The 19,783-nt window shown below is 60.3% G+C and carries 18 protein-coding genes; 16 read left to right on the forward strand and 2 right to left on the reverse strand.

The window, feature by feature from the left end:
* Positions 1-200: 200 nt before the first annotated feature.
* Together ACU688_RS27665 and ACU688_RS27670 are read right to left on the reverse strand one after the other, a co-directional pair.
* Positions 201-1,421: a CaiB/BaiF CoA transferase family protein gene (locus tag ACU688_RS27665; protein WP_448187171.1), complete on the reverse strand. Its 1,221-nt coding sequence runs from the start codon at positions 1,419-1,421 to the stop codon at positions 201-203.
* Positions 1,422-1,433: 12 nt separating this feature from the next.
* Positions 1,434-2,615 (reverse strand): acyl-CoA dehydrogenase, encoded by a 1,182-nt coding sequence (locus tag ACU688_RS27670; RefSeq protein WP_448187172.1) that lies wholly within the window; start codon positions 2,613-2,615, stop codon positions 1,434-1,436.
* 158 nt (positions 2,616-2,773) lie between these two features.
* Here ACU688_RS27670 and ACU688_RS27675 point away from each other — a divergent pair, with 158 nt between their 5' ends.
* From ACU688_RS27675 to ACU688_RS27750, 16 genes are all read left to right on the forward strand, one after another.
* On the forward strand, positions 2,774-3,673 hold the full coding sequence (locus tag ACU688_RS27675; RefSeq protein ID WP_448187173.1) for a LysR family transcriptional regulator: 900 nt from the start codon (positions 2,774-2,776) through the stop codon (positions 3,671-3,673).
* Positions 3,674-4,125: 452 nt separating this feature from the next.
* Positions 4,126-5,247 carry a Re/Si-specific NAD(P)(+) transhydrogenase subunit alpha gene (locus tag ACU688_RS27680; protein WP_448187174.1) on the forward strand — a complete coding sequence of 374 codons (1,122 nt, stop codon included), beginning with the start codon at positions 4,126-4,128 and terminating at the stop codon, positions 5,245-5,247.
* A 15-nt stretch (positions 5,248-5,262) separates the two neighbouring features.
* Complete coding sequence (locus ACU688_RS27685; protein ID WP_017736000.1) at positions 5,263-5,586, forward strand: NAD(P) transhydrogenase subunit alpha part 2; 324 nt, start codon at positions 5,263-5,265, stop codon at positions 5,584-5,586.
* Positions 5,586-7,022 carry an NAD(P)(+) transhydrogenase (Re/Si-specific) subunit beta gene (locus tag ACU688_RS27690; protein WP_448187175.1) on the forward strand — a complete coding sequence of 479 codons (1,437 nt, stop codon included), beginning with the start codon at positions 5,586-5,588 and terminating at the stop codon, positions 7,020-7,022. Before ACU688_RS27685 ends, ACU688_RS27690 begins: the two co-directional genes overlap by 1 nt.
* A 179-nt stretch (positions 7,023-7,201) precedes the next feature.
* Positions 7,202-8,695 (forward strand): succinyl-CoA:acetate CoA-transferase ScpC, encoded by a 1,494-nt coding sequence (gene scpC, locus ACU688_RS27695; protein WP_207045693.1) that lies wholly within the window; start codon positions 7,202-7,204, stop codon positions 8,693-8,695.
* 318 nt (positions 8,696-9,013) lie between these two features.
* Positions 9,014-9,229: a DUF1127 domain-containing protein gene (locus tag ACU688_RS27700; protein WP_012721550.1), complete on the forward strand. Its 216-nt coding sequence runs from the start codon at positions 9,014-9,016 to the stop codon at positions 9,227-9,229.
* A 268-nt stretch (positions 9,230-9,497) separates the two neighbouring features.
* Positions 9,498-9,671 (forward strand): DUF1127 domain-containing protein, encoded by a 174-nt coding sequence (locus ACU688_RS27705; RefSeq protein ID WP_448187176.1) that lies wholly within the window; start codon positions 9,498-9,500, stop codon positions 9,669-9,671.
* Positions 9,672-9,807: 136 nt separating this feature from the next.
* Complete coding sequence (locus tag ACU688_RS27710) at positions 9,808-10,128, forward strand: DUF2388 domain-containing protein (protein WP_448187177.1); 321 nt, start codon at positions 9,808-9,810, stop codon at positions 10,126-10,128.
* Positions 10,129-10,208: 80 nt separating this feature from the next.
* Positions 10,209-10,514, forward strand: coding sequence for a DUF2388 domain-containing protein (locus ACU688_RS27715; RefSeq protein WP_448187178.1), 306 nt, complete (start codon positions 10,209-10,211; stop codon positions 10,512-10,514).
* Positions 10,515-10,540: 26 nt separating this feature from the next.
* The gene (locus tag ACU688_RS27720) at positions 10,541-10,861 is read left to right on the forward strand and encodes a DUF2388 domain-containing protein (protein ID WP_192298225.1); all 321 of its coding nucleotides are present in this window, start codon (positions 10,541-10,543) and stop codon (positions 10,859-10,861) included.
* The gene (locus ACU688_RS27725) at positions 10,858-12,819 is read left to right on the forward strand and encodes a DUF7844 domain-containing protein (protein WP_448187179.1); all 1,962 of its coding nucleotides are present in this window, start codon (positions 10,858-10,860) and stop codon (positions 12,817-12,819) included. The genes ACU688_RS27720 and ACU688_RS27725 overlap by 4 nt, the downstream gene beginning before the upstream one ends.
* 394 nt (positions 12,820-13,213) lie before the next feature.
* Positions 13,214-14,521 carry a CitMHS family transporter gene (locus ACU688_RS27730; protein WP_448187180.1) on the forward strand — a complete coding sequence of 436 codons (1,308 nt, stop codon included), beginning with the start codon at positions 13,214-13,216 and terminating at the stop codon, positions 14,519-14,521.
* A gap of 65 nt (positions 14,522-14,586) precedes the next feature.
* Complete coding sequence (locus ACU688_RS27735) at positions 14,587-15,354, forward strand: TerC family protein (RefSeq protein WP_017734669.1); 768 nt, start codon at positions 14,587-14,589, stop codon at positions 15,352-15,354.
* A 210-nt stretch (positions 15,355-15,564) separates the two neighbouring features.
* On the forward strand, positions 15,565-17,223 hold the full coding sequence (locus tag ACU688_RS27740; RefSeq protein WP_448187181.1) for a Na/Pi cotransporter family protein: 1,659 nt from the start codon (positions 15,565-15,567) through the stop codon (positions 17,221-17,223).
* Between the two features lie 57 nt (positions 17,224-17,280).
* The gene (locus ACU688_RS27745) at positions 17,281-18,663 is read left to right on the forward strand and encodes a M16 family metallopeptidase (protein WP_448187182.1); all 1,383 of its coding nucleotides are present in this window, start codon (positions 17,281-17,283) and stop codon (positions 18,661-18,663) included.
* A 71-nt stretch (positions 18,664-18,734) separates the two neighbouring features.
* On the forward strand, positions 18,735-19,766 hold the full coding sequence (locus tag ACU688_RS27750) for a DUF5924 family protein (protein ID WP_448187183.1): 1,032 nt from the start codon (positions 18,735-18,737) through the stop codon (positions 19,764-19,766).
* The last annotated feature ends 17 nt before the right edge of the window (positions 19,767-19,783 follow it).

The following is a 19,783-nucleotide window of genomic DNA, read 5'->3' on the forward strand; positions in this document are numbered from 1 at the left end:
CGATAAACTGAAGCAACCCACTGCCGAAACCTACATAACTCATTGTTTACCAAGGAGTTTTCCGTTTCGACTGCGCCGGAAGTGGGGCGAATTATAGACATCTGGAATCTGCCGTCAACCGTTAATTTGGTTTTTCTATCAATTAGCTAAAATTGATTAAAAAACCACCAACTCAATCCCTTCTATATAGAAGAGCTGTATCAAATAACCCCAGCCTCTCTCAAAGCCGCCACATTCGCCTCCCCCAAACCAAGCACCTCACGCAACACCAAAGCCGTATGCTCACCCAACAGCGGAGGCGCACTCCGATACTCCACCGGCGTCTTGGACAGTCGTATAGGGCTGGCAACCTGAGGCACCATCCCGGCCAGCGCATGGGGCAATTCCAACGCCAAGCCACGCGCCTTGACGTGCGGATCGGCAAACACCTGCGCCAGATCATTGATCGGCCCACACGGCACACCAACCTGCTCCAGCTGCTCCACCCATTCAGCCGTCGTCTTGAACACCGTCGCCTGGCGAATCAGTGGAATCAGCTCCGCACGATTGGCCACCCGCACTCTATTAGTAGAGAAGCGCGGATCATCCGCCCACTGCGGCTGCCCAGCCACTTCGGCAAACTTGCGGAATTGTCCGTCATTCCCAACGGTCAGGATGAAGTCGCCATCTGCCGTAGGAAAGTCCTGGTACGGCACGATATTCGGATGCGCATTGCCCAAACGTTTCGGCGACACACCCGTCGTCAGGTAATTCATCGCCTGGTTAGCCAGACATGCCACCTGCACATCCAGCAGCGCCATATCGATATGCTGCCCCCCACCGTCATGATCCCGATGCGCCAGCGCGGCCAAGATCGCCACAGTCGAATAGAGCCCCGTGAGGATGTCAGTCAACGCCACGCCAACCTTTACCGGCCCAGCACCCTCATCACCCTCGGGTCGCCCGGTCAGGCTCATGAGCCCACCCAAGCCCTGGATCATGAAATCGTAGCCCGCACGCCCGGCATAAGGCCCCGTCTGGCCAAAGCCCGTGATCGAGCAATAGATCAATTCTGGATTGATCTCCTTGAGCGACTCATAGTCCAACCCATACGCCGCCAGACCGCCAACCTTGAAGTTCTCGATCAGGATGTCGGACTTGGCCGCCAGGTCACGCACCAGCTTCTGCCCCTCCGGCCGCGTGAAATCGATGGTCACCGACTCTTTATTGCGGTTGGCCGACAAGTAGTACGCCGCCTCGCAGGTGTTCTCGCCATAGGCATCCTTAAGGAAGGGCGGCCCCCACGCCCGGGTGTCATCACCACTGCCCGGCCGCTCGACCTTGATGACCTCAGCCCCAAGGTCCGCAAGAATCTGCCCGGACCAAGGCCCCGCCAGCACTCGCGATAAGTCCAGTACCCGCAGATGTGAAAGCGCGCCCATGCCGTGCTCCTATTAATAGAACGCCTGAAGACCGGTTTGCGCACGCCCCAGAATCAACGCGTGCACGTCGTGAGTGCCTTCATAGGTGTTGACCACCTCAAGGTTGACCAGGTGACGGGCCACGCCGAACTCGTCGGAGATACCGTTGCCCCCCAGCATGTCCCGCGCCATACGCGCGATATCCAGGGACTTGCCACAGGAATTGCGCTTCATGATCGAAGTAATTTCAACCGCCGCCGTCCCTTCATCCTTCATGCGCCCCAACCGCAGGCAGCCTTGCAAGGCCAAGGTGATCTCGGTCTGCATATCGGCCAGCTTCTTCTGAATCAACTGGGTCGCCGCCAATGGTCGGCCAAACTGCTGGCGATCAAGGGTGTATTGGCGAGCGGTGTGCCAGCAAAACTCGGCAGCGCCCAACGCGCCCCAGGAGATGCCATAACGCGCCGAGTTAAGGCAGGTGAAAGGCCCTTTCAGACCACGGACATCCGGGAAGATGTTCTCTTCCGGTACAAACACGTTGTCCATGACGATTTCGCCAGTGATAGATGCACGCAAGCCAACCTTGCCGTGAATCGCCGGCGCGCTCAGGCCCTTCCAGCCTTTCTCCAGGACAAACCCGCGAATATCACCCGCATCGTCCTTGCCCCAGACAACAAACACATCTGCGATAGGGCTGTTGGTGATCCACATCTTGGCGCCAGTCAGGCTGTAGCCGCCGTCTACTTTACGCGCACGGGTAATCATCGCACCTGGGTCAGAACCATGATTCGGCTCCGTCAGACCAAAGCACCCAATCCACTCACCAGAAGCCAACTTCGGCAGATACTTCTGCTTCTGAGCCTCAGTGCCGAACTCATTGATCGGCACCATCACCAATGACGACTGCACACTCATCATCGAGCGGTACCCAGAGTCGACACGCTCCACTTCACGCGCAATCAACCCATAGCAGACGTAGTTCAAGCCACTGCCACCGTACTGCTCGGGAATCATCGCCCCCAGCAAGCCGGTTTCGCCCATCTCGCGAAAGATCGCCGGGTCGGTCTTCTCATGGCGGAAGGCTTCAAGCACCCGCGGCGCCAGCTTGTCTTGAGCGAATTGCTCAGCGCTGTCGCGCACCATGCGCTCTTCTTCGGTGAGCTGTTGATCCAGCAACAGTGGATCGATCCAGTTGAAGCTTGCCTTGCCAGCCATGAATAAGTCCTCGCAAAGATAAATCAGAAGTCGTGCATGGAGCCTAGGCCGAGGGAGCGGGGAGGGCAAACGAGGTTTCCGCATAGGCTTGTGCTAATTTCTCACTCCGTAACACTAAAAAACGCCATCTATACGATTCACGAGTGAGGACAAGGTACATGCGTAGAAAAATCCCCAGCACCACCGCCCTTGTCAGTTTTGAAGCGGCGGCCCGCCACGAGAGCTTTACCAAGGCGGCGCACGAGCTTTCGATCACCCAGGGCGCCATCTGCCGACAAATCGCCAGCCTTGAGGAGTTTTTAAGTGTCGAGCTATTTCGCCGCTCACGGCGCGGGGTCAAGCTGACAGAGGCAGGGCTGTCCTACAGCCGTCGCGTGGCGACCCAACTGGATGCCGTGGAGCGCGACACCTTGTCCGTGATGGGGCAACAGGGCGCCAACGTCATCGAACTGGCCGTGGTCCCGACATTCGGCACCCAGTGGCTGATCCCCCGCCTCAAGGATTTTCAACGCCAACACCCGGAAGTCACGGTCAACCTCACCAACCGCACACGACCGTTCCTGTTTGCCGATACCGATTTCGACGCCGCGATCTACTTCGGCGATGCCGATTGGTCCGGTACAGAATCCCACAGACTGATGGGAGAAAACCCCGTCCCCGTGTGCAGCCCAAACCTCTTGGGCAACCGCACGCACTTTTCCGCCCAGGAGATCGCGCAGCTGCCATTACTGCAGCAGACCACCCGACCCTACGCATGGCGCCAGTGGTTCGACGCCCAGCAATTGAACGTGCCCCGCGACATGACAGGCCCGCGCTACGAGCTATTCTCGATGTTGTCCCAAGCCGCCATGCATGAAATGGGCATTGCGCTGATCCCACCGTTCCTTATTCAACGCGAGCTGGATGAGCAGCGACTGGTGATCGCAAGCCCCGAGGTCCTAACCAGCCCGAAGGCCTATTACCTGATGATTCCTGACAGAAAAGTCGAATCCGCTTCGCTGCACGCGTTCAGGGACTGGCTCATCGATCAGTCACAACGCTATAGCCCCAGCATTTAATGGCCAAAACGGCTTTGCTGACTTTGTAGTCAAATAAATTCAGATCCTACAGATATACGTATATGTCGCATTTAAGCAGACTGTACTTGTCGACTGAAAATACGGCGCAAAGCCATGATTCTCATGGCCTTCAGCGACGCTTACAGGTCAATGCGCGACTATTCACACCAGCAATGGAAAAACACCCGAGAAATGCCTACAGCCCTTTAAACCCATGTATTTGAAGAGGTTATTTCGAAGTGTTGCGACAATCAGTCACAGGGTGACTTGTAGTTAATTTTTCGTCACACGTCATAATCCCTTGAAGGCCGTAAAGTTCGCCTGCAAAATGCCGCGCCCCGCTGTCATTTCAGCGGGATCGTGCTGATCGGCCGCCCCAGTTGCGCCACTCGCGGTGCACTGGCCTTTTTACAAAAAGATCAAAAGCAAAAAGATCATGCAGGAGATTTGACGTGCACATTGGTGTTCCTCTCGAAACCCAGACCGGTGAAACGCGGGTGGCTGCCACCCCTGAAACCATCAAGAAGCTGATCGGCCAGGGCCATAAGGTCACTGTACAAAGCGGAGCCGGCATCAAGGCCAGCGTCGTCGACAGTGCCTATGAAGCGGCAGGCGCAACCATTGGCAGTGCCAACGATGCGTTTGGCGCCGAGCTGATTCTCAAGGTGGTGGCCCCCAGCGACAGCGAACTCACGCTGATCAAAAGCGGCACCGTCTTGGTGGGCATGCTCAACCCGTTCAGCAACGAAACCATCGCCAAACTCGCCGAACGCGGCATCACGGCCTTTGCCCTCGAAGCTGCGCCGCGCACCTCGCGCGCTCAAAGCCTCGACGTGCTGTCGTCCCAGGCCAACATCGCCGGCTATAAAGCCGTACTGCTCGCCGCTCATCACTACCCGCGCTTCATGCCGATGCTGATGACCGCCGCCGGTACCGTTAAGGCCGCTCGCGTGCTGATCCTCGGCGCGGGTGTTGCCGGCTTGCAGGCCATCGCCACGGCGAAACGTCTGGGTGCAGTGATCGAAGCGTCTGACGTCCGCCCAGCCGTTAAAGAGCAGATCGAATCCCTCGGCGCCAAGTTCGTCGACGTGCCCTACGAGACCGATGAAGAACGCGAATGCGCCGTCGGCGTCGGTGGTTACGCCCGCCCGATGCCAAGCAGCTGGATGCAACGTCAGGCCCTGGCCGTGCACGAACGCGCCAAGCAGGCCGACATCGTCATCACCACCGCGCTGATCCCCGGCCGCAAAGCGCCGACCCTGCTCAGCGCCGACACCGTCGCGCAGATGAAACCCGGCTCCGTGGTCATCGACCTCGCCGCCGCCCAAGGTGGCAACTGCCCGCTGACCGTCGCCGACCAAGTGGTGGTGGAGAACGGCGTGATCATCTGCGGCCCAACCAACCTCGCCGGCGCTGTCGCCGCCGACGCCTCGGCCTTGTACGCGCGCAACCTGCTGGACTTCCTGAAGCTGGTCTTCACCAAGGAAGGGCAGTTTGAAATCAACCTCGAAGACGACATCGTCGCCGCGTGCCTGATGTGCCGCGACGGCCAAGTCATCCGCAAAAACGCCTAAGCAGGGATTCAGACGATGGAAGAGCTTATCTCCCCCGGTATCTACAACCTGATCATCTTTGTGCTGGCGATTTATGTCGGTTACCACGTGGTCTGGAACGTGACACCCGCGCTGCACACACCGCTGATGGCGGTGACCAACGCGATTTCCGCGATCGTGATCGTTGGCGCCATGCTCGCTGCCGCCCTCACCGTGACCCCGCTGGGCAAGACCATGGGCACCCTGGCCGTGGCTTTGGCAGCGGTGAACGTGTTCGGCGGTTTCCTGGTTACTCGTAGGATGCTTGAGATGTTCAAGAAGAAAGCGCCCAAAGCTGCGAAAGAAGAGGTGCAGAAGTAATGAGCATGAATCTGGTAACGACGCTGTATCTGATTGCGTCGATCTGCTTCATCCAGGCCCTTAAAGGCCTGTCGCACCCGACCACTTCGCGTCGCGGCAACCTGTTTGGCATGCTCGGCATGGCGCTGGCCGTGCTGACCACCGTGGGCCTCATCTACAAGCTAGGCGCTGAGCTTGCAACCGCGGGTATCGGCTATGTGATCGTGGGCCTGCTGGTCGGCGGCACCGCCGGTTCGATCATGGCCAAGCGCGTGGAAATGACCAAAATGCCGGAGCTGGTGGCGTTCATGCACAGCATGATCGGTCTGGCGGCGGTGTTTATCGCCATTGCCGCCGTGGTCGAGCCGCAGTCCCTGGGTATCGTTAAACACCTCGGTGATGCGATCCCGGCCGGTAACCGCCTGGAGCTGTTTCTCGGCGCAGCCATCGGCGCCATCACCTTCTCCGGTTCGGTGATTGCGTTCGGCAAGCTGTCGGGCAAGTACAAGTTCCGCCTGTTCCAGGGCGCACCGGTACAGTTCGGCGGCCAGCACAAGATCAATCTGGTGTTGGGCCTGCTGACCCTGGGCCTGGGCCTGGCGTTCATGTTCACCGGCAACCTCACCGCCTTCGCGCTGATGCTGGCCCTGGCGTTCGTGCTCGGCGTGCTGATCATCATCCCGATCGGCGGCGCCGATATGCCGGTGGTGGTGTCGATGCTCAACAGCTACTCCGGCTGGGCAGCGGCAGGTATCGGTTTCTCGCTGAACAACTCGATGCTGATCATTGCCGGCTCCCTGGTGGGCTCCAGCGGCGCGATTCTGTCTTACATCATGTGCAAGGCGATGAACCGTTCCTTCTTTAATGTACTGCTCGGCGGTTTCGGCAATACGCCGGACGCGGGTGCCGCTGCCGGTTCCAAAGAAGCACGCCCGGTGAAGTCCGGCTCGGCCGACGATGCGACCTTCCTGCTGACCAACGCCGACACCGTGATCATCGTTCCAGGCTACGGCCTGGCAGTGGCGCGGGCGCAACACGCGCTCAAGGAACTGACCGAAAAACTTACCCATCGTGGCGTCACCGTGAAGTACGCGATCCACCCGGTAGCCGGCCGCATGCCCGGCCACATGAACGTCCTGCTCGCCGAGGCCGAAGTGCCTTACGACCAGGTGTTCGAGATGGAAGACATCAACTCCGAGTTCGGCCAGGCCGACGTGGTGCTGGTGTTGGGCGCCAACGACGTGGTCAACCCAGCCGCCAAGAACGATCCGAACTCGCCGATTGCCGGCATGCCGATCCTCGAAGCGTTCAAGGCCAAGACTATCATCGTCAACAAGCGCTCGATGGCCAGCGGTTATGCCGGTCTGGATAACGAACTGTTCTACCTGGACAAGACCATGATGGTCTTTGGTGACGCGAAGAAGGTCATCGAAGATATGGTCAAAGCCGTCGAGTGACACTGCTTCAGCGCAATACTCGAAACCCCGGCCTCTTGTAGGCTGGGGTTTTTTATTACTGCATGAAACCCGACCAAAGGCTCTAAATCGCTGCCCGGCATTCGACCATGGTAGCGGGCCGAATTTTTTTGAAATCACTAAACTGCGCACCTTGCTTCCGTAGCCTGAGATAAGAATCCATGTACCGTGATCGCATCCGCTTGCCTTCGTTGTTAGACAAGGTCATGAGCGCGGCAGACGCCGCCGCACTGATCGAAGACGGCATGACCGTCGGCATGAGCGGCTTCACCCGCGCCGGTGAAGCCAAGGCCGTGCCCCACGCCCTGGCCGAGCGCGCCAAGACGTCGCCGCTGAAAATCACCCTGATGACCGGCGCCAGCCTGGGCAACGACCTCGACAAGCAACTGACCGAAGCCGGCGTGCTGTCTCGTCGCATGCCATTCCAGGTCGACAGCACACTGCGCAAGGCGATCAACGCAGGCGAAGTGATGTTTATCGACCAGCACTTGTCGGAAACCGTTGAGCAACTGCGCAACAACCAGCTCAAGCTGCCGGACATTGCGGTCATCGAAGCCGTCGCGATCACCGAGCAAGGCCACATTGTGCCGACCACCTCCGTGGGCAACTCGGCCAGCTTTGCGATTTTCGCCAAACAAGTGATCGTCGAGATCAACATGGCGCACAACCCGAACCTGGAAGGGCTGCATGACATCTATATCCCGACCTATCGGCCGACCCGCACGCCAATCCCGCTGGTAAAAGTCGATGACCGCATCGGCAGCACCGCGATCCCGATCCCGCCGGAGAAGATCGTCGGCATCGTCATCACCAACCAGGCCGACTCCGCGTCCACCGTGACGCCGCCTGACAGCGACACCCAGGGCATCGCCAATCACCTGATCAACTTCCTCAAGCAGGAAGTGGACGCCGGGCGCATGACCAACAAGCTTGGCCCGCTGCAGGCCGGCATCGGTAACATCGCCAACGCGGTGATGTGCGGCTTGATCGACTCACCGTTCGAAGACCTGACCATGTACTCGGAAGTACTGCAGGACTCGACGTTCGACCTGATCGACGCGGGCAAGCTGAGCTTCGCCTCGGGCAGTTCGATCACTTTGTCGGAGCGGCGCAACGCCGATGTGTTCGGCAACCTGGAACACTACAAGGACAAGCTGGTACTGCGCCCGCAGGAGATCTCCAACCACCCGGAAGTGGTGCGTCGCCTGGGGATTATCGGGATCAACACGGCGCTGGAATTCGACATCTACGGCAACGTCAACTCCACCCACGTGTGCGGCACGCGGATGATGAACGGCATCGGCGGTTCCGGCGACTTTGCGCGCAATGCGCACCTGGCGATCTTCGTCACCAAGTCGATCGCCAAGGGCGGTGCGATTTCCAGCGTGGTGCCGATGGTCAGCCATGTGGACCACACCGAGCATGACGTCGATATCCTCGTGACCGAGGTCGGCCTGGCAGATTTGCGCGGCCTGGCACCACGCGAACGCGCGCGTGTGATCATCGACAACTGTGTGCACCCGGCCTACCGCGATGCGCTGAACACCTACTTCGACAGGGCCTGCGCCATCGGCGGGCACACCCCGCACATCCTGCGGGAAGCCCTGAGCTGGCACATCAACCTGGAAGAAACCGGGCATATGCTCAAGGCGTGATTGATACAGATCCGGGCTGATGCAAATACAGTTTCATCAGCCCGGTCTTGCCATCGCCACTTATGGCAAAAACTGTACTGCTGTACCGGTCATTTCCTACCGAAATATCCCACACTCCCCGTCGAAAATGCCTATTTCGCACTGTTTCAGTGCGGACAAGTACAGTTGCCCCATTTCCGTACAGTACAGCCCCCTTAAACAGTTAACTGGCCCCTCACAATACAGGTGAACTGTATCTAGAGAGTCTTGCGCCGGAGGAGGATCATTGGCATCAGTTAAACCACTACCTAATCCCGCCACAAGCGGAAGGATGTCATCATGGAACGTACACTCAGTTCCGAACTGTTCTTCGAAGAAAAAGCTGTAAACACCCAGGCTTCCCTGCCTCTGCGCGTTATCGCCAACCTGATGTTGTGGCAGCGCCGCATCTCCAGCCGCCACCAACTGGCTCGCCTGGATTCGCGTCTGCTGGCTGACGCTGGTATCAGCGAAGCTCAACGCTACGAAGAGCTGAGCAAGCCGTTCTGGCGCTAATTTAGCGCTCGCTGGCCCTGACCTGCCGGGTCCACCGCCAGCAACCTGATTTGTCAAAGCAAAGCCCGCCCCGGGAGACCGGAGGCGGGCTTTGTTGTTTCTGGTACTTAGCTGCTCGGCGACAAAAACAGTAGCCCTGAGCTTTGAGCAGTACAGTTTAAAAAATCAAACAGTTAAGCGGTACAATTTAGCGTTGGTGTATCTGTATCGGTCACAGCGACTCGCCCAACATGGTGTTCCAGGACCTCATGAAAGAAAGGCGCCCACCATGGATACCCACTCCTCTGTCTATAAACGCTTGTTCGCCACCTTTGCCAAATGGGCACGCCAAGCTCACGAACGGCGCCAGTTGGCGCAGCTTGATCATCGCGAACTGTCTGACCTCGGCATCAGCCCCGCTGATCGGATGAGCGAGCTGGCCAAGCCGTTCTGGCGTGACTAGACGGTCAAGAGGCTTTCCGAACGGATAAGCGGCGGCTTAATATCCAGCCACTACGTGGCGAACCTTGTAGTACGGGCGTCTGATCCACATTGGCCGCCTTGCGCCACCTTATCCGTTCATCTACAGGAGTCACCCCATGCCCCGTCTTCGTCTGCTGAGTGCTGCCGCCCTGTTGGCAATCGCTGCCAACGCCAGCGCGACCAGCCTGATCGTGACCACTGACTCGATCGTCGGCGCGCTCAAAGCCACCTCCGACGCTACGTCCGATGCCACTTCGTCCCTGCGCGACAACAAGGTCGTACGCGCCGCCCGCGACGACGCCGCCAGCTTTGTCGCCAGCGAAGGCGCCATCCGTGGCGTGAAACTGGAAAGCGCCCTGGCCCAGATCCGCCAACAAGCGCCGCAACTGAACACCGCGACTGACGCCCAACTGGCCCAAGCCATCCTGGCCATCTGACCACCGGCCGCATGCCTCGGCGCTGGCTCTCGCCGGGGCATTGCGCTAGCCTTGGCGCTCGTTTTCAGTTGTCGAGTCCCATGGCTTTTTCATACCGCCTGTTCATCGCCCCGTTAGTATTTTGCGCCTGCTGGTCGCCACTGGCTTCGGCCTTTGATGTGACCACCCAGGGTACCGTCGCCAGCGCGTACGCCACCAGCAAGGTGACCTCCGCGCCATTCGACAGAAAAATCGTGGCCGCCAGGGATGACGCCGCTGCGTTCATCGCCACTGACGGCCAATGGCGCGGAGCACGCCTGGAATCCGCACTGGATGACTTGCGCCGCAGCCACCCGAAACTTAACGCCAGCGACCGTGAACTGGCGCAAGCAATTCTCGTCCAATAATCATCTTTGTACTTCGGAGTTATTCCATGCGTAGCCCGCTGATCGCCGCCACTCTAGGCCTGCTGTTGTTGGCCGACGTTGCCCAGGCGCATACCTTGGTGGCCACCAGTAACATCATTGTTCGCGCCTCCGGCCGCACCATTGATTTCACCTCGGACACCACCACCTCCATCCGCGACTCGAAAATCGTCCGCGAAGCCCACGACGACGCCGCCAGCTTCGTCGCCAGCAATGGCGAGATCCGTGGCGCGCAGCTCGAAGCCGCCTTCGACACCCTGCGCACCCGCGTGCCCGAAGCCCGCGACGCCAGTGACCAGACCCTCGCCGAAGCTATCCTCGCTCTGTGAGGCACCTCACCGCCTGGCTCCTGGCGTGGACTGTCCTGCTCAGTGCAGGCGCAGCCCACGCCAGCCTGCAACTGCGGCTCAAGACCGACGGCTTGAGCCCGGCGCAGCAGCAAGCCAGCCAGGCGTTGCTCGACGAAGCGATGCGCGCTCTACCGCCACGCTTTATCGAGCAGCTTGACCGGCAAATCGATGTCGGCTGGACCGACAAGATGCCGGAAAATGCCTACGGCCAAGCCTCCCTGGTGTCCGAGCTGGACCTCAACAGCAACCTGCTCGACAGCCTCACCGACGGCAGCGCCGCCACCCAGAAAACCAATCGACCCCACGGCACCGTACGCCGGGAAATGCTCGCCACCGTGCTGCATGAACTGACCCACATCTACGACCGTGCGCGCCTGTGGTCCAAAGACGACCGTGCGCTGATCAATCGTTGCAACCGCCAGAACAATGTCACCGGCCTGATCGGCCTGCCCGACCAATGCCGTGGCCAGAATGACCGCCGCTTCACCCTCAGTGACGACCCGCGCCTGCTGGACCTTGCCGGCTGGCCGCAATACGTTGGCCGTCGCGGTGAACGCGAGCAACACAACCGCCAGGTCGCGCGCAGCCCAGACATCTACGAAACCACCAGCCCGCTGGAATTCGTCGCGGTCAACATGGAGTACTTCCTCCTCGACCCCAGCTACGCCTGCCGCCGCCCGGCGCTGTTCCGCTACTACAAGGACCACTTCGGCTGGGCGCCACCGCAACAAGACGCCTGCGCCAAGACCTACGCCTTCCTGAACGCCGGCAACGACTTCGCCAAGACGCCGCTCGGGCAGATCGACCCGGAGCGCGTCTACGAGATCGACTACCTGCTGGCCGAAGCCAACCAGAACCTGGTCAGCCGCTGGGGCCACAGCATGTTGCGCCTGGTGATCTGCGCGCCCGGCCGCCCACGCGGGCCGGATTGCCGGCTGGACCTGGACCAGCACCTGGTGTTGTCCTACCGCGCTTTTGTCGGTGACGTACAGCTGTCGAGCTGGGACGGCCTGGTGGGCAAATACCCTTCGCGGCTGTTCGTGCTGCCGCTGGCCCAGGTGATCGACGAATACACCAAGACCGAACTGCGCGGCCTGGCCTCGGTGCCGCTGAAACTGTCACGCCAGGAAATCAACGACACCGTCGAACACGCCGCCGAGATGCACTGGAGCTATGACGGCAACTACTTCTTCATCTCCAACAACTGCGCGGTCGAAAGCCTGAAACTGTTGCGCAGTGGCAGCGCCAACCCGCAACTGACCGGCCTGGACAACATCACCCCCAACGGTCTGCTCGAAGTGTTGAGCGCCCGTGGCCTGGCCGACACCAGCGTGCTCGACGACAAACGCAACGCCTTGCGCCTGGGTTACCACTTCGACTCGTTCCGCGAGCGCTACCAGGCGATGTTCGACGTGTTGCGCAAACACCTGCCGATCAAGCAGACCCAGGTCGAAGACTGGCTGTCCCTCAGCGCCGCCGAACGCCGCCCCTGGTTCGACCAGGCCGACCTGCGCACCAGCGCCGCGCTGTTGTTGCTGGAGCAGGCGAGCTACCGCAAACAACTGATGCTGGCCCAGGACGAAGTCAAACAACGCTACCTGGGCGCCCGCGAGCTGAAAAACGGCGGCATGGAAAAGGCCAACAACACCTTGCAACAAATTCTCGCCAACAGCGGCTTCCTCAGCCGCCCGGCGGAACTGCTCGGCAGCGGCGGCTACGGCCTGCCGCAACCGTCAGAAGCCAAACGCTTGGAATCGGAAAGCGCCGAACGCCAGAAACAGCTGCAATCGCTGACTGGTGACCTGGATAAAGAGGTGAGGGCGCTGCTGGATCCGGCCCGGGCGGATGAGATTGCGGCGTGTGAAGCCAACCTCAAGCAAGTCGGCGAACACTTGCGCAAGCTGCACAAAGCCGCCGGCGGCCTCGAACTGCCCTAAGCTCTCCCTGCAAACACACCTCGAATGTGGAAGCTGGCTTGTGTGGGAGCTGGCTTGCCTGCGATTGCGGTGGACCAGCCAACCAATGGGAGCCTGATACACCGCTATCGCAGGCAAGCCAGCTCCCACATTGGATCTCCACAAATCTGACGACCGGGTGTCTTCCCACCTACACCTGTTTTCCCGGCGAAAGCTGGCTGAAAGCTTTCCCGTCTAGGATCGCCTCCAACTGCCGGCACCAGACCGGCTGTACACAACAACAATGGTGATTCCCGATGTCCGTCCGTACCCGCCTGTTCGCTCCAACTCCCCCCGTACGCCTTGTGCCTTTCGTTCTGCGCTGAGCCCCACCCGGTTCGCCATTCCCTAGCCGCGCTACGCCTGGAGTATTCCTATGCTGACTTTCCTTGGCTTTGCCATGGTCATCACGTTCATGTTCCTGATCATGACCAAGCGCCTGTCTGCGCTGATCGCCCTGATCATCGTGCCTATCCTGTTCGCACTGTTCGGCGGTTTCGCGCCGGAAATCGGCCCGATGATGCTTGCGGGCATCACCAAGCTTGCGCCAACCGGCGTGATGCTGATGTTCGCCATTCTCTACTTTGCCCTGATGATCGACTCCGGCCTGTTCGACCCGGCCGTGCGCAAGATCCTCAAGATGGTCAAGGGCGACCCGCTCAAGGTTTCGGTCGGCACCGCCGTGCTGGCCCTGGTCGTGTCCCTCGACGGTGACGGCGCCACCACCTACATGATCTGCGTGGCCGCCATGCTGCCGCTGTACCAGCGCATCGGCATGAGCCCGCGGATCATGGCCGGCCTGATCATCCTCGCCGGTGGCGTGATGAACATGACGCCTTGGGGTGGCCCGACCGCCCGCGCCGCCAGTGCGCTGCATGTGGACCCGTCGGACATTTTCGTACCGATGATCCCGGCGATGGCCGCCGGCGTCGTCGCAATCCTGGTGATTGCCTACATGTATGGCCTGCGCGAACGTGCACGCTTGGGTGAATTGCACCTGCAAGGCGACGAGATCGACCACAGCGAAATCAGCGTGTCGCAATTCCCGGATGCCCGTCGTCCGAAGCTGATCTGGTTCAACGGCGCCCTGACCTTTGCCCTGATGTGCACGCTGATCGCCGGCCTGCTGCCGCTGCCGGTGCTGTTCATGGTGGCGTTCAGTATCGCGATGATCGTCAACTACCCGTGCCTGCAAATGCAGAAAGACCGTATCGCCGCCCACTCTGGCAGCGTCCTGGCGGTCACCGGCCTGATCTTCGCCGCCGGTATCTTCACCGGCATCCTGTCGGGTACCGGCATGGTTGATGCCATGTCCAAGAGCCTGCTGGCCGTCATCCCTGACGCACTGGGTCCGTACCTGGCCGTAATCACCGCGCTGGTGAGCATGCCGTTCACCTTCTTCATGTCCAACGATGCGTTCTACTACGGCGTACTGCCCGTCCTCGCCGAAGCCGCCAGCCATTACGGCATCACTGCCGCAGAAATGGGCCGTGCGTCGATCGTCGGGCAACCTGTGCACTTGTTGAGCCCGCTGGTACCTTCGACTTACTTGCTGGTCGCGTTGGCGGGTATCGAATTTGGCGATCACCAGCGCTTCACCCTCAAGTGGGCAGTGCTGGTATGCCTGTGCATAATGGTCGCCGCTTTGCTGATGGGGATTATTCCGCTGTTCAGCACTCTATAATCGTACCAACTCAACCGCGCGGCGCTGCAACTTGCGCGGTTTAACACTTGCTCAAAGGAATACACATGGAATGGCTGACCAATCCGGAAATCTGGATTGCCTTCTTCACCCTGACGGCCCTCGAGATCGTCTTGGGCATCGATAACATCATCATGATTTCGATCCTGGTCAGCCGCATGCCCAAGCACATGCAGGCCCGCACCCGGATCTTCGGCCTGGCCCTGGCCATGGTCACGCGAATCCTGTTGCTGCTGTCGATCACCTGGGTCATGCAACTGACCGCCGACCTGTTCGTGGTCTTCGGCCAGGGCATTTCCGGGCGCGACCTGATCCTGTTCTTCGGCGGCCTGTTCCTGCTGTGGAAAAGCTCCCAGGAGATGTACCACGCGCTGGAAGGTGAAGACGAAACCCACGAAGAGCCGGGCGGTAAGGGTGGCAAGTTCATCTACACCATCATCCAGATCGCGATCATCGACATCGTGTTCTCCCTGGACTCCGTGATCACTGCGGTCGGCATGGTTTCCCATGTACCGGTCATGGTCGCTGCGATTGTCGTGGCGGTACTGGTGATGATGTTGGCTGCCGGCACCATCAGCGAATTCATCGACAAGCACCCGTCGCTGAAGATGCTCGCGCTGTCGTTCCTGCTGGTCGTGGGTACCGTGCTGATCGCCGAGTCGTTCGATGTGCACGTACCAAAAGGCTACGTCTACTTCGCCATGGCGTTCTCGCTGGCGGTAGAAGCGGTGAACATCAAGATGCGCACCGCTATCGCGAAAAAGAAGAAGCAGCAGGATCCAGTGAAACTGCGCAAAGATATTCCGGGTCAATAAACCCGAGCCAGTCAAAAAGGGGCTTTTCAAGCCCCTTTTTCACGTCTGCAGAAAGCTGATTTCATGACAGTTTTGTTTCAATCACCCTTTCAGCTATGCAATGCTGGCGCGCACGCCATTCGCCAACTACAGCTTAAGTACAAGACGTAGAGCGGCACGCGGCAACTTTCCTACGCTTCTCTTGAAGCGCACCCACACGGGGGGCCGAGCATGCTGACCTTGCTCAATCTGCTTTCCGCCGTGACCCTGCTGATCTGGGGCACGCATATCGTCCGTACCGGCATCTTGCGGGTCTACGGCTCCAACTTGCGCCAAGTCATCGGGCAGAACATGTCCAAGCGCTGGCTGGCGTTTATCGCCGGCATCCTGGTGACCGCCATGGTGCAGAGCAGCAACGCCACGGCCATGCTCGTGACGTCGTTTGTCGGCCAAGGGCTGATGGGACTCATGCCCGCCCTGGCGACCATGCTCGGCGCCGACGTCGGTACCGCGCTGATGGCGCGGGTGCTGACCTTTGACTTGTCCTGGCTGTCGCCGCTGCTGATCTTCCTCGGGGTGATTTTCTTCCTCTCGCGCAAACAGACGCGAGCCGGGCAGATGGGTCGCGTCGGCATCGGCCTGGGCCTGATCGTGCTGGCCCTGCAATTGATCGTCGAAGCCGCAGGGCCCATTACCCACGCCCAAGGCGTCAAAGTCATCTTTGCCTCGCTGACCGGCGACATCCTGCTGGACGCCCTGGTCGGCGCCTTGTTTGCGATGATTTCCTACTCCAGCCTGGCCGCCGTCCTGCTCACCGCCACCCTGGCCGGCGCCGGTGTGATTGGCTTGCACGTGGCCATCGGCCTGGTGATCGGCGCCAACATCGGCAGCGGCGTGCTGGCCTTCCTCAGCACCAGCATGCAAAACGCCGCCGGCCGCCAAGTGGCGCTGGGCAGCCTGCTGTACAAATTGATCGGCCTGCTGCTGATCATTCCGGTGCTCGACCCGCTCGTACGCTGGATGGATGGTTTGGACTACGGCGTGCAGGGCATGGTCATCACCTTCCACCTGCTCTACAACGTCAGCCGCTGCCTGATCCTGTTGCCGACCATCGGCCCGATGGCGCGCCTGTGTGCCTGGTTGCTGCCCGAGCGTGAAGAACTCAACGGCAAGGCCAAACCCCGTCACCTCGACCTGACCGCCCTGACCACACCCAGCCTGGCGCTGGCCAACGCCGCGCGGGAAACCCTGCGCCTGGGCGACCTGATCGACAACATGCTGACCTCGATGCAGGAAGTGCTACGCGGCAAACAAACCGCCATCACCCAGGCCATGCGCAGCCTCAGCGATGACGTCGAAGCGCTGTACAGCGCGATCAAACTCTACCTGGCGCAAATGCCCCGCGAAGACCTCAGCGAGCAAGACAGCCGGCGCTGGGCCGAGATCATCGAGTTGTCGATCAACCTCAAGCTGGCCGGCGACCTGATCGAACGCATGCTGCGCAAAGTCCAACAGCAGAAAACCTCCCAGCGCCGCCAGTTCTCCGAGGTCGGCCTGGAAGAACTGTCCGACCTGCACAGCCAGTTGATTGCCAACCTGCGCCTGGGCCTGTCGGTGTTCCTCAGCGCCGACCCGGAAAGCGCCCGCCAATTGCTGCGCGAGAAGCGCCGCTTTCGCGCCCAGGAACGGCGCCTGGCCCACGCCCACGTCAGCCGCTTGCAGCGCAAGATCGTACAGAGCCTGGAGACCAGTTCCCTGCACCTGGAGCTGATTGCCGACATGAAACGTCTCAACTCGTTGTTTTGCAGCAGTGCCTATGTAGTGTTGGAAACGTCCGACACCGGCGCACTCTCCGCCGAAGATATTGCCGACATCACACATTCGCCCTGAACGTACGATGGCCCGTGAAGTCAGTTAACACTGACCTCACTCGCCAGGAAGCCAGTTATGCGTCGCCTGTTATTCATCTGCCTGCTCATGGGTTCTGCCCACGCCTTTGCCTTTGACCGCCTGCAAGTCGAGGGCTACACCTTGCCCAACGGCCTGCAATTGCTGCTCAAGCCGGGCACCGAGCGCGGGCATGTGGCGATTCGCCTGGTGGTCGGCGTCGGCCTGGATGACTTCGCGTGTGAGGACAAGGAACTGCCGCACCTGCTCGAACACCTGCTGTTCAGCGGCATCGACGGCGGCGGCGAAGGCGACCTGGAAGACCGCATGCAAGCCCTCGGCGGCGAGTGGAACGCCTACACCAGCAACGCCGACACCACCTTCGTGATCGAGGCGCCGGCGCAAAATCAGCGCAAGGTGCTCGACCTGCTGCTGGCGATCATCACCCGCACCGAACTGACCGACGCCAATATCAACGCGGCCAAGCAAGTGGTGGAGCGTGAGGACGGCGGCCATTACTCCCACCTGCAACGCCTGCTCGACCGCCAAGACCTCGGCCACACCGCCAGCAAGCAACTCGCCGTCGAACTGGGGCTTAAATGCGACGAACGTGCCGAAGTCGGCCAGTTGACCCGTGATCAGTTGGAGGACCTGCGCAAACACTGGTACGCCCCCAACAACATGACCCTGATCATCGTCGGCGACCTCGACAAACTGCTGCCGGCCTACCTGGAACGCACCTACGGCCAGCTCGACCCGGTCGATCCCACCGAACACCGTGAACTGCCGCAAATCCAGCACGCCGCCGCCAGCCAGCGCGAGCTGATCCACGGCTGGGTCGGCGACAGCGCCAAGCTGCACTGGCTGTTCCCCGAGCCGATGCTGGACGACCAACACGATGAAACCTACGACCTGCTCAAGGACTACCTCGACTGGGCGCTGTACCGCCAGCTACGCCTTAAGCACACCTTGTCCTACGGCCCGTGGAGCGAGCGTGAAGTGCTGGGCGGTGTCGGCTTCCTCAGCCTGAATGCCGACCTGGAGCGGGAAAACCTCCCTGAAGCCGAGCAAGTGCTAAAAAACCTACAGGCGCAACTGCTCAAGGACGGCCTCGACCCGGCGGTATTCGCACGCCTTCAACAAGCCGCCATCGCCCGCCAGGCCTGGGCCGTGCAAGGCAACAGCGCCCTGGCCGATTACTACTGGGCCGCCTCGGGCGACTACAACAACGGCCACTTCAGCGACCCGGTCAAACGCATCAAGGCGGTAAGCCTGGACCAGACCAACCAGGCCATGCGCCAAGTGTTCAAGCAGCCGGGCTACTGGCGCATCGAGAAACCGTTGCTGAGCTACGACACCCTCAGCTGGATCGGCGCCGGCATACTCGGGCTGATTGCGATTGTGTTGATCGGCGTGCGGGTTTATCGCAAACGGATCGCGTAATCGGCCACCGAGCACAGGGCTAAGACGTTATTCTGTCTGGGATTTTTCCTACAAAGACTGCGAACCGCCGAATGCAAAACCTGACCCGCATAATCACCCGCGTCCTCGAACTGATGAAGCGCTACCCAGGGGTGATTGCACTCGGCGGCTTTATCTCGGGGGTGTGCAGCTTCATTCTGGTAGATCGCCAGCAGGGCATGGCCAGTTGGATCGCGGTGATCATGCTGGTGAGCTGGCTGTGGCTGATGCTGGAAAACAGCTTTACCCAGCTGTTCACCAAAGTCTTCAAGCGCGAAATTCCCGAGCCGTTACTGCGCTACGCCACCCAGATGATCCACCAGGAAAGTCTGTTTTTTGTGTTGCCATTCTTTTTCGTCACCACCGCCTGGAACAGCGGCCAATCGCTGTTCACCGGCCTGCTCGGCGCGGCGGCGTTGGTGTCGATCGTCGACCCGCTGTACTACAAGTGGCTGGCGCCCAAGCGCTCGCTGTTCCTTGCGCTGCACACCCTGACCCTGTTCGCCGCGCTGCTCACCGCGCTGCCGATCATCCTGCACCTGACCACCGCCGAGAGCTACAAGCTGGCCCTGGGCGTGGCCATGGCGCTGTCGATCCCCAGCCTGGCAGTGAGCCTGCCGCTGCGCAGCCTCAAAGGCTGGGCGATGCTGCTGGGGGTGACGGCCGCGATTGGCTGCGCGGGTTGGTTCCTACGCAGTTGGGTACCACCGGCCACCCTGTGGATGACGGAAGTCGCCATCAGCACCCAACTGCAAGACCGCACGCCGGGGGATGACCTCAAGGAAGTCACCGTCGCCCAGTTGCGCAGCGACGGGCTGTACGCCTACACCGCGATCAATGCGCCGCGCGGCCTGGATGAGCGGATCTACCACGTGTGGAAATTCAACGGCAAAGAGGTCGACCGCATCGCCCTGGACATCCATGGCGGACGCAAGGAAGGCTATCGCGCCTGGACCCACAAACAGAATTTCCCAGGCGATGCGGTCGGCCGCTGGCAAGTGCAGGTGCTCACCGAAGACGGCCAGGTGATCGGCGTGCTGCGCTTCAAAGTCATCGACACAGCACAAACGGACAACCCAAAGTAGGCAGGTTCGTGCTATTA

The organism is Pseudomonas acericola (SeqCode), assembly GCF_053456465.1.

Excerpts from the sequence above, each read along its gene's own strand:
- ACU688_RS27715 (WP_448187178.1), top strand. The coding sequence starts at position 10,209 with ATGGCTTTTTCATACCGCCTGTTCATCGCCCCGTTAGTATTTTGCGCC.
- ACU688_RS27735 (WP_017734669.1), top strand. The coding sequence starts at position 14,587 with ATGGAATGGCTGACCAATCCGGAAATCTGGATTGCCTTCTTCACCCTG.
- ACU688_RS27675 (WP_448187173.1), top strand. The coding sequence starts at position 2,774 with ATGCGTAGAAAAATCCCCAGCACCACCGCCCTTGTCAGTTTTGAAGCG.
- ACU688_RS27670 (WP_448187172.1), bottom strand. The coding sequence starts at position 2,615 with ATGGCTGGCAAGGCAAGCTTCAACTGGATCGATCCACTGTTGCTGGAT.
- ACU688_RS27700 (WP_012721550.1), top strand. The coding sequence starts at position 9,014 with ATGGAACGTACACTCAGTTCCGAACTGTTCTTCGAAGAAAAAGCTGTA.
- ACU688_RS27730 (WP_448187180.1), top strand. The coding sequence starts at position 13,214 with ATGCTGACTTTCCTTGGCTTTGCCATGGTCATCACGTTCATGTTCCTG.
- ACU688_RS27745 (WP_448187182.1), top strand. The coding sequence starts at position 17,281 with ATGCGTCGCCTGTTATTCATCTGCCTGCTCATGGGTTCTGCCCACGCC.
- ACU688_RS27710 (WP_448187177.1), top strand. The coding sequence starts at position 9,808 with ATGCCCCGTCTTCGTCTGCTGAGTGCTGCCGCCCTGTTGGCAATCGCT.
- ACU688_RS27720 (WP_192298225.1), top strand. The coding sequence starts at position 10,541 with ATGCGTAGCCCGCTGATCGCCGCCACTCTAGGCCTGCTGTTGTTGGCC.
- ACU688_RS27690 (WP_448187175.1), top strand. The coding sequence starts at position 5,586 with ATGAGCATGAATCTGGTAACGACGCTGTATCTGATTGCGTCGATCTGC.
- ACU688_RS27740 (WP_448187181.1), top strand. The coding sequence starts at position 15,565 with ATGCTGACCTTGCTCAATCTGCTTTCCGCCGTGACCCTGCTGATCTGG.
- ACU688_RS27685 (WP_017736000.1), top strand. The coding sequence starts at position 5,263 with ATGGAAGAGCTTATCTCCCCCGGTATCTACAACCTGATCATCTTTGTG.
- ACU688_RS27665 (WP_448187171.1), bottom strand. The coding sequence starts at position 1,421 with ATGGGCGCGCTTTCACATCTGCGGGTACTGGACTTATCGCGAGTGCTG.
- ACU688_RS27750 (WP_448187183.1), top strand. The coding sequence starts at position 18,735 with ATGCAAAACCTGACCCGCATAATCACCCGCGTCCTCGAACTGATGAAG.
- ACU688_RS27705 (WP_448187176.1), top strand. The coding sequence starts at position 9,498 with ATGGATACCCACTCCTCTGTCTATAAACGCTTGTTCGCCACCTTTGCC.
- scpC (WP_207045693.1), top strand. The coding sequence starts at position 7,202 with ATGTACCGTGATCGCATCCGCTTGCCTTCGTTGTTAGACAAGGTCATG.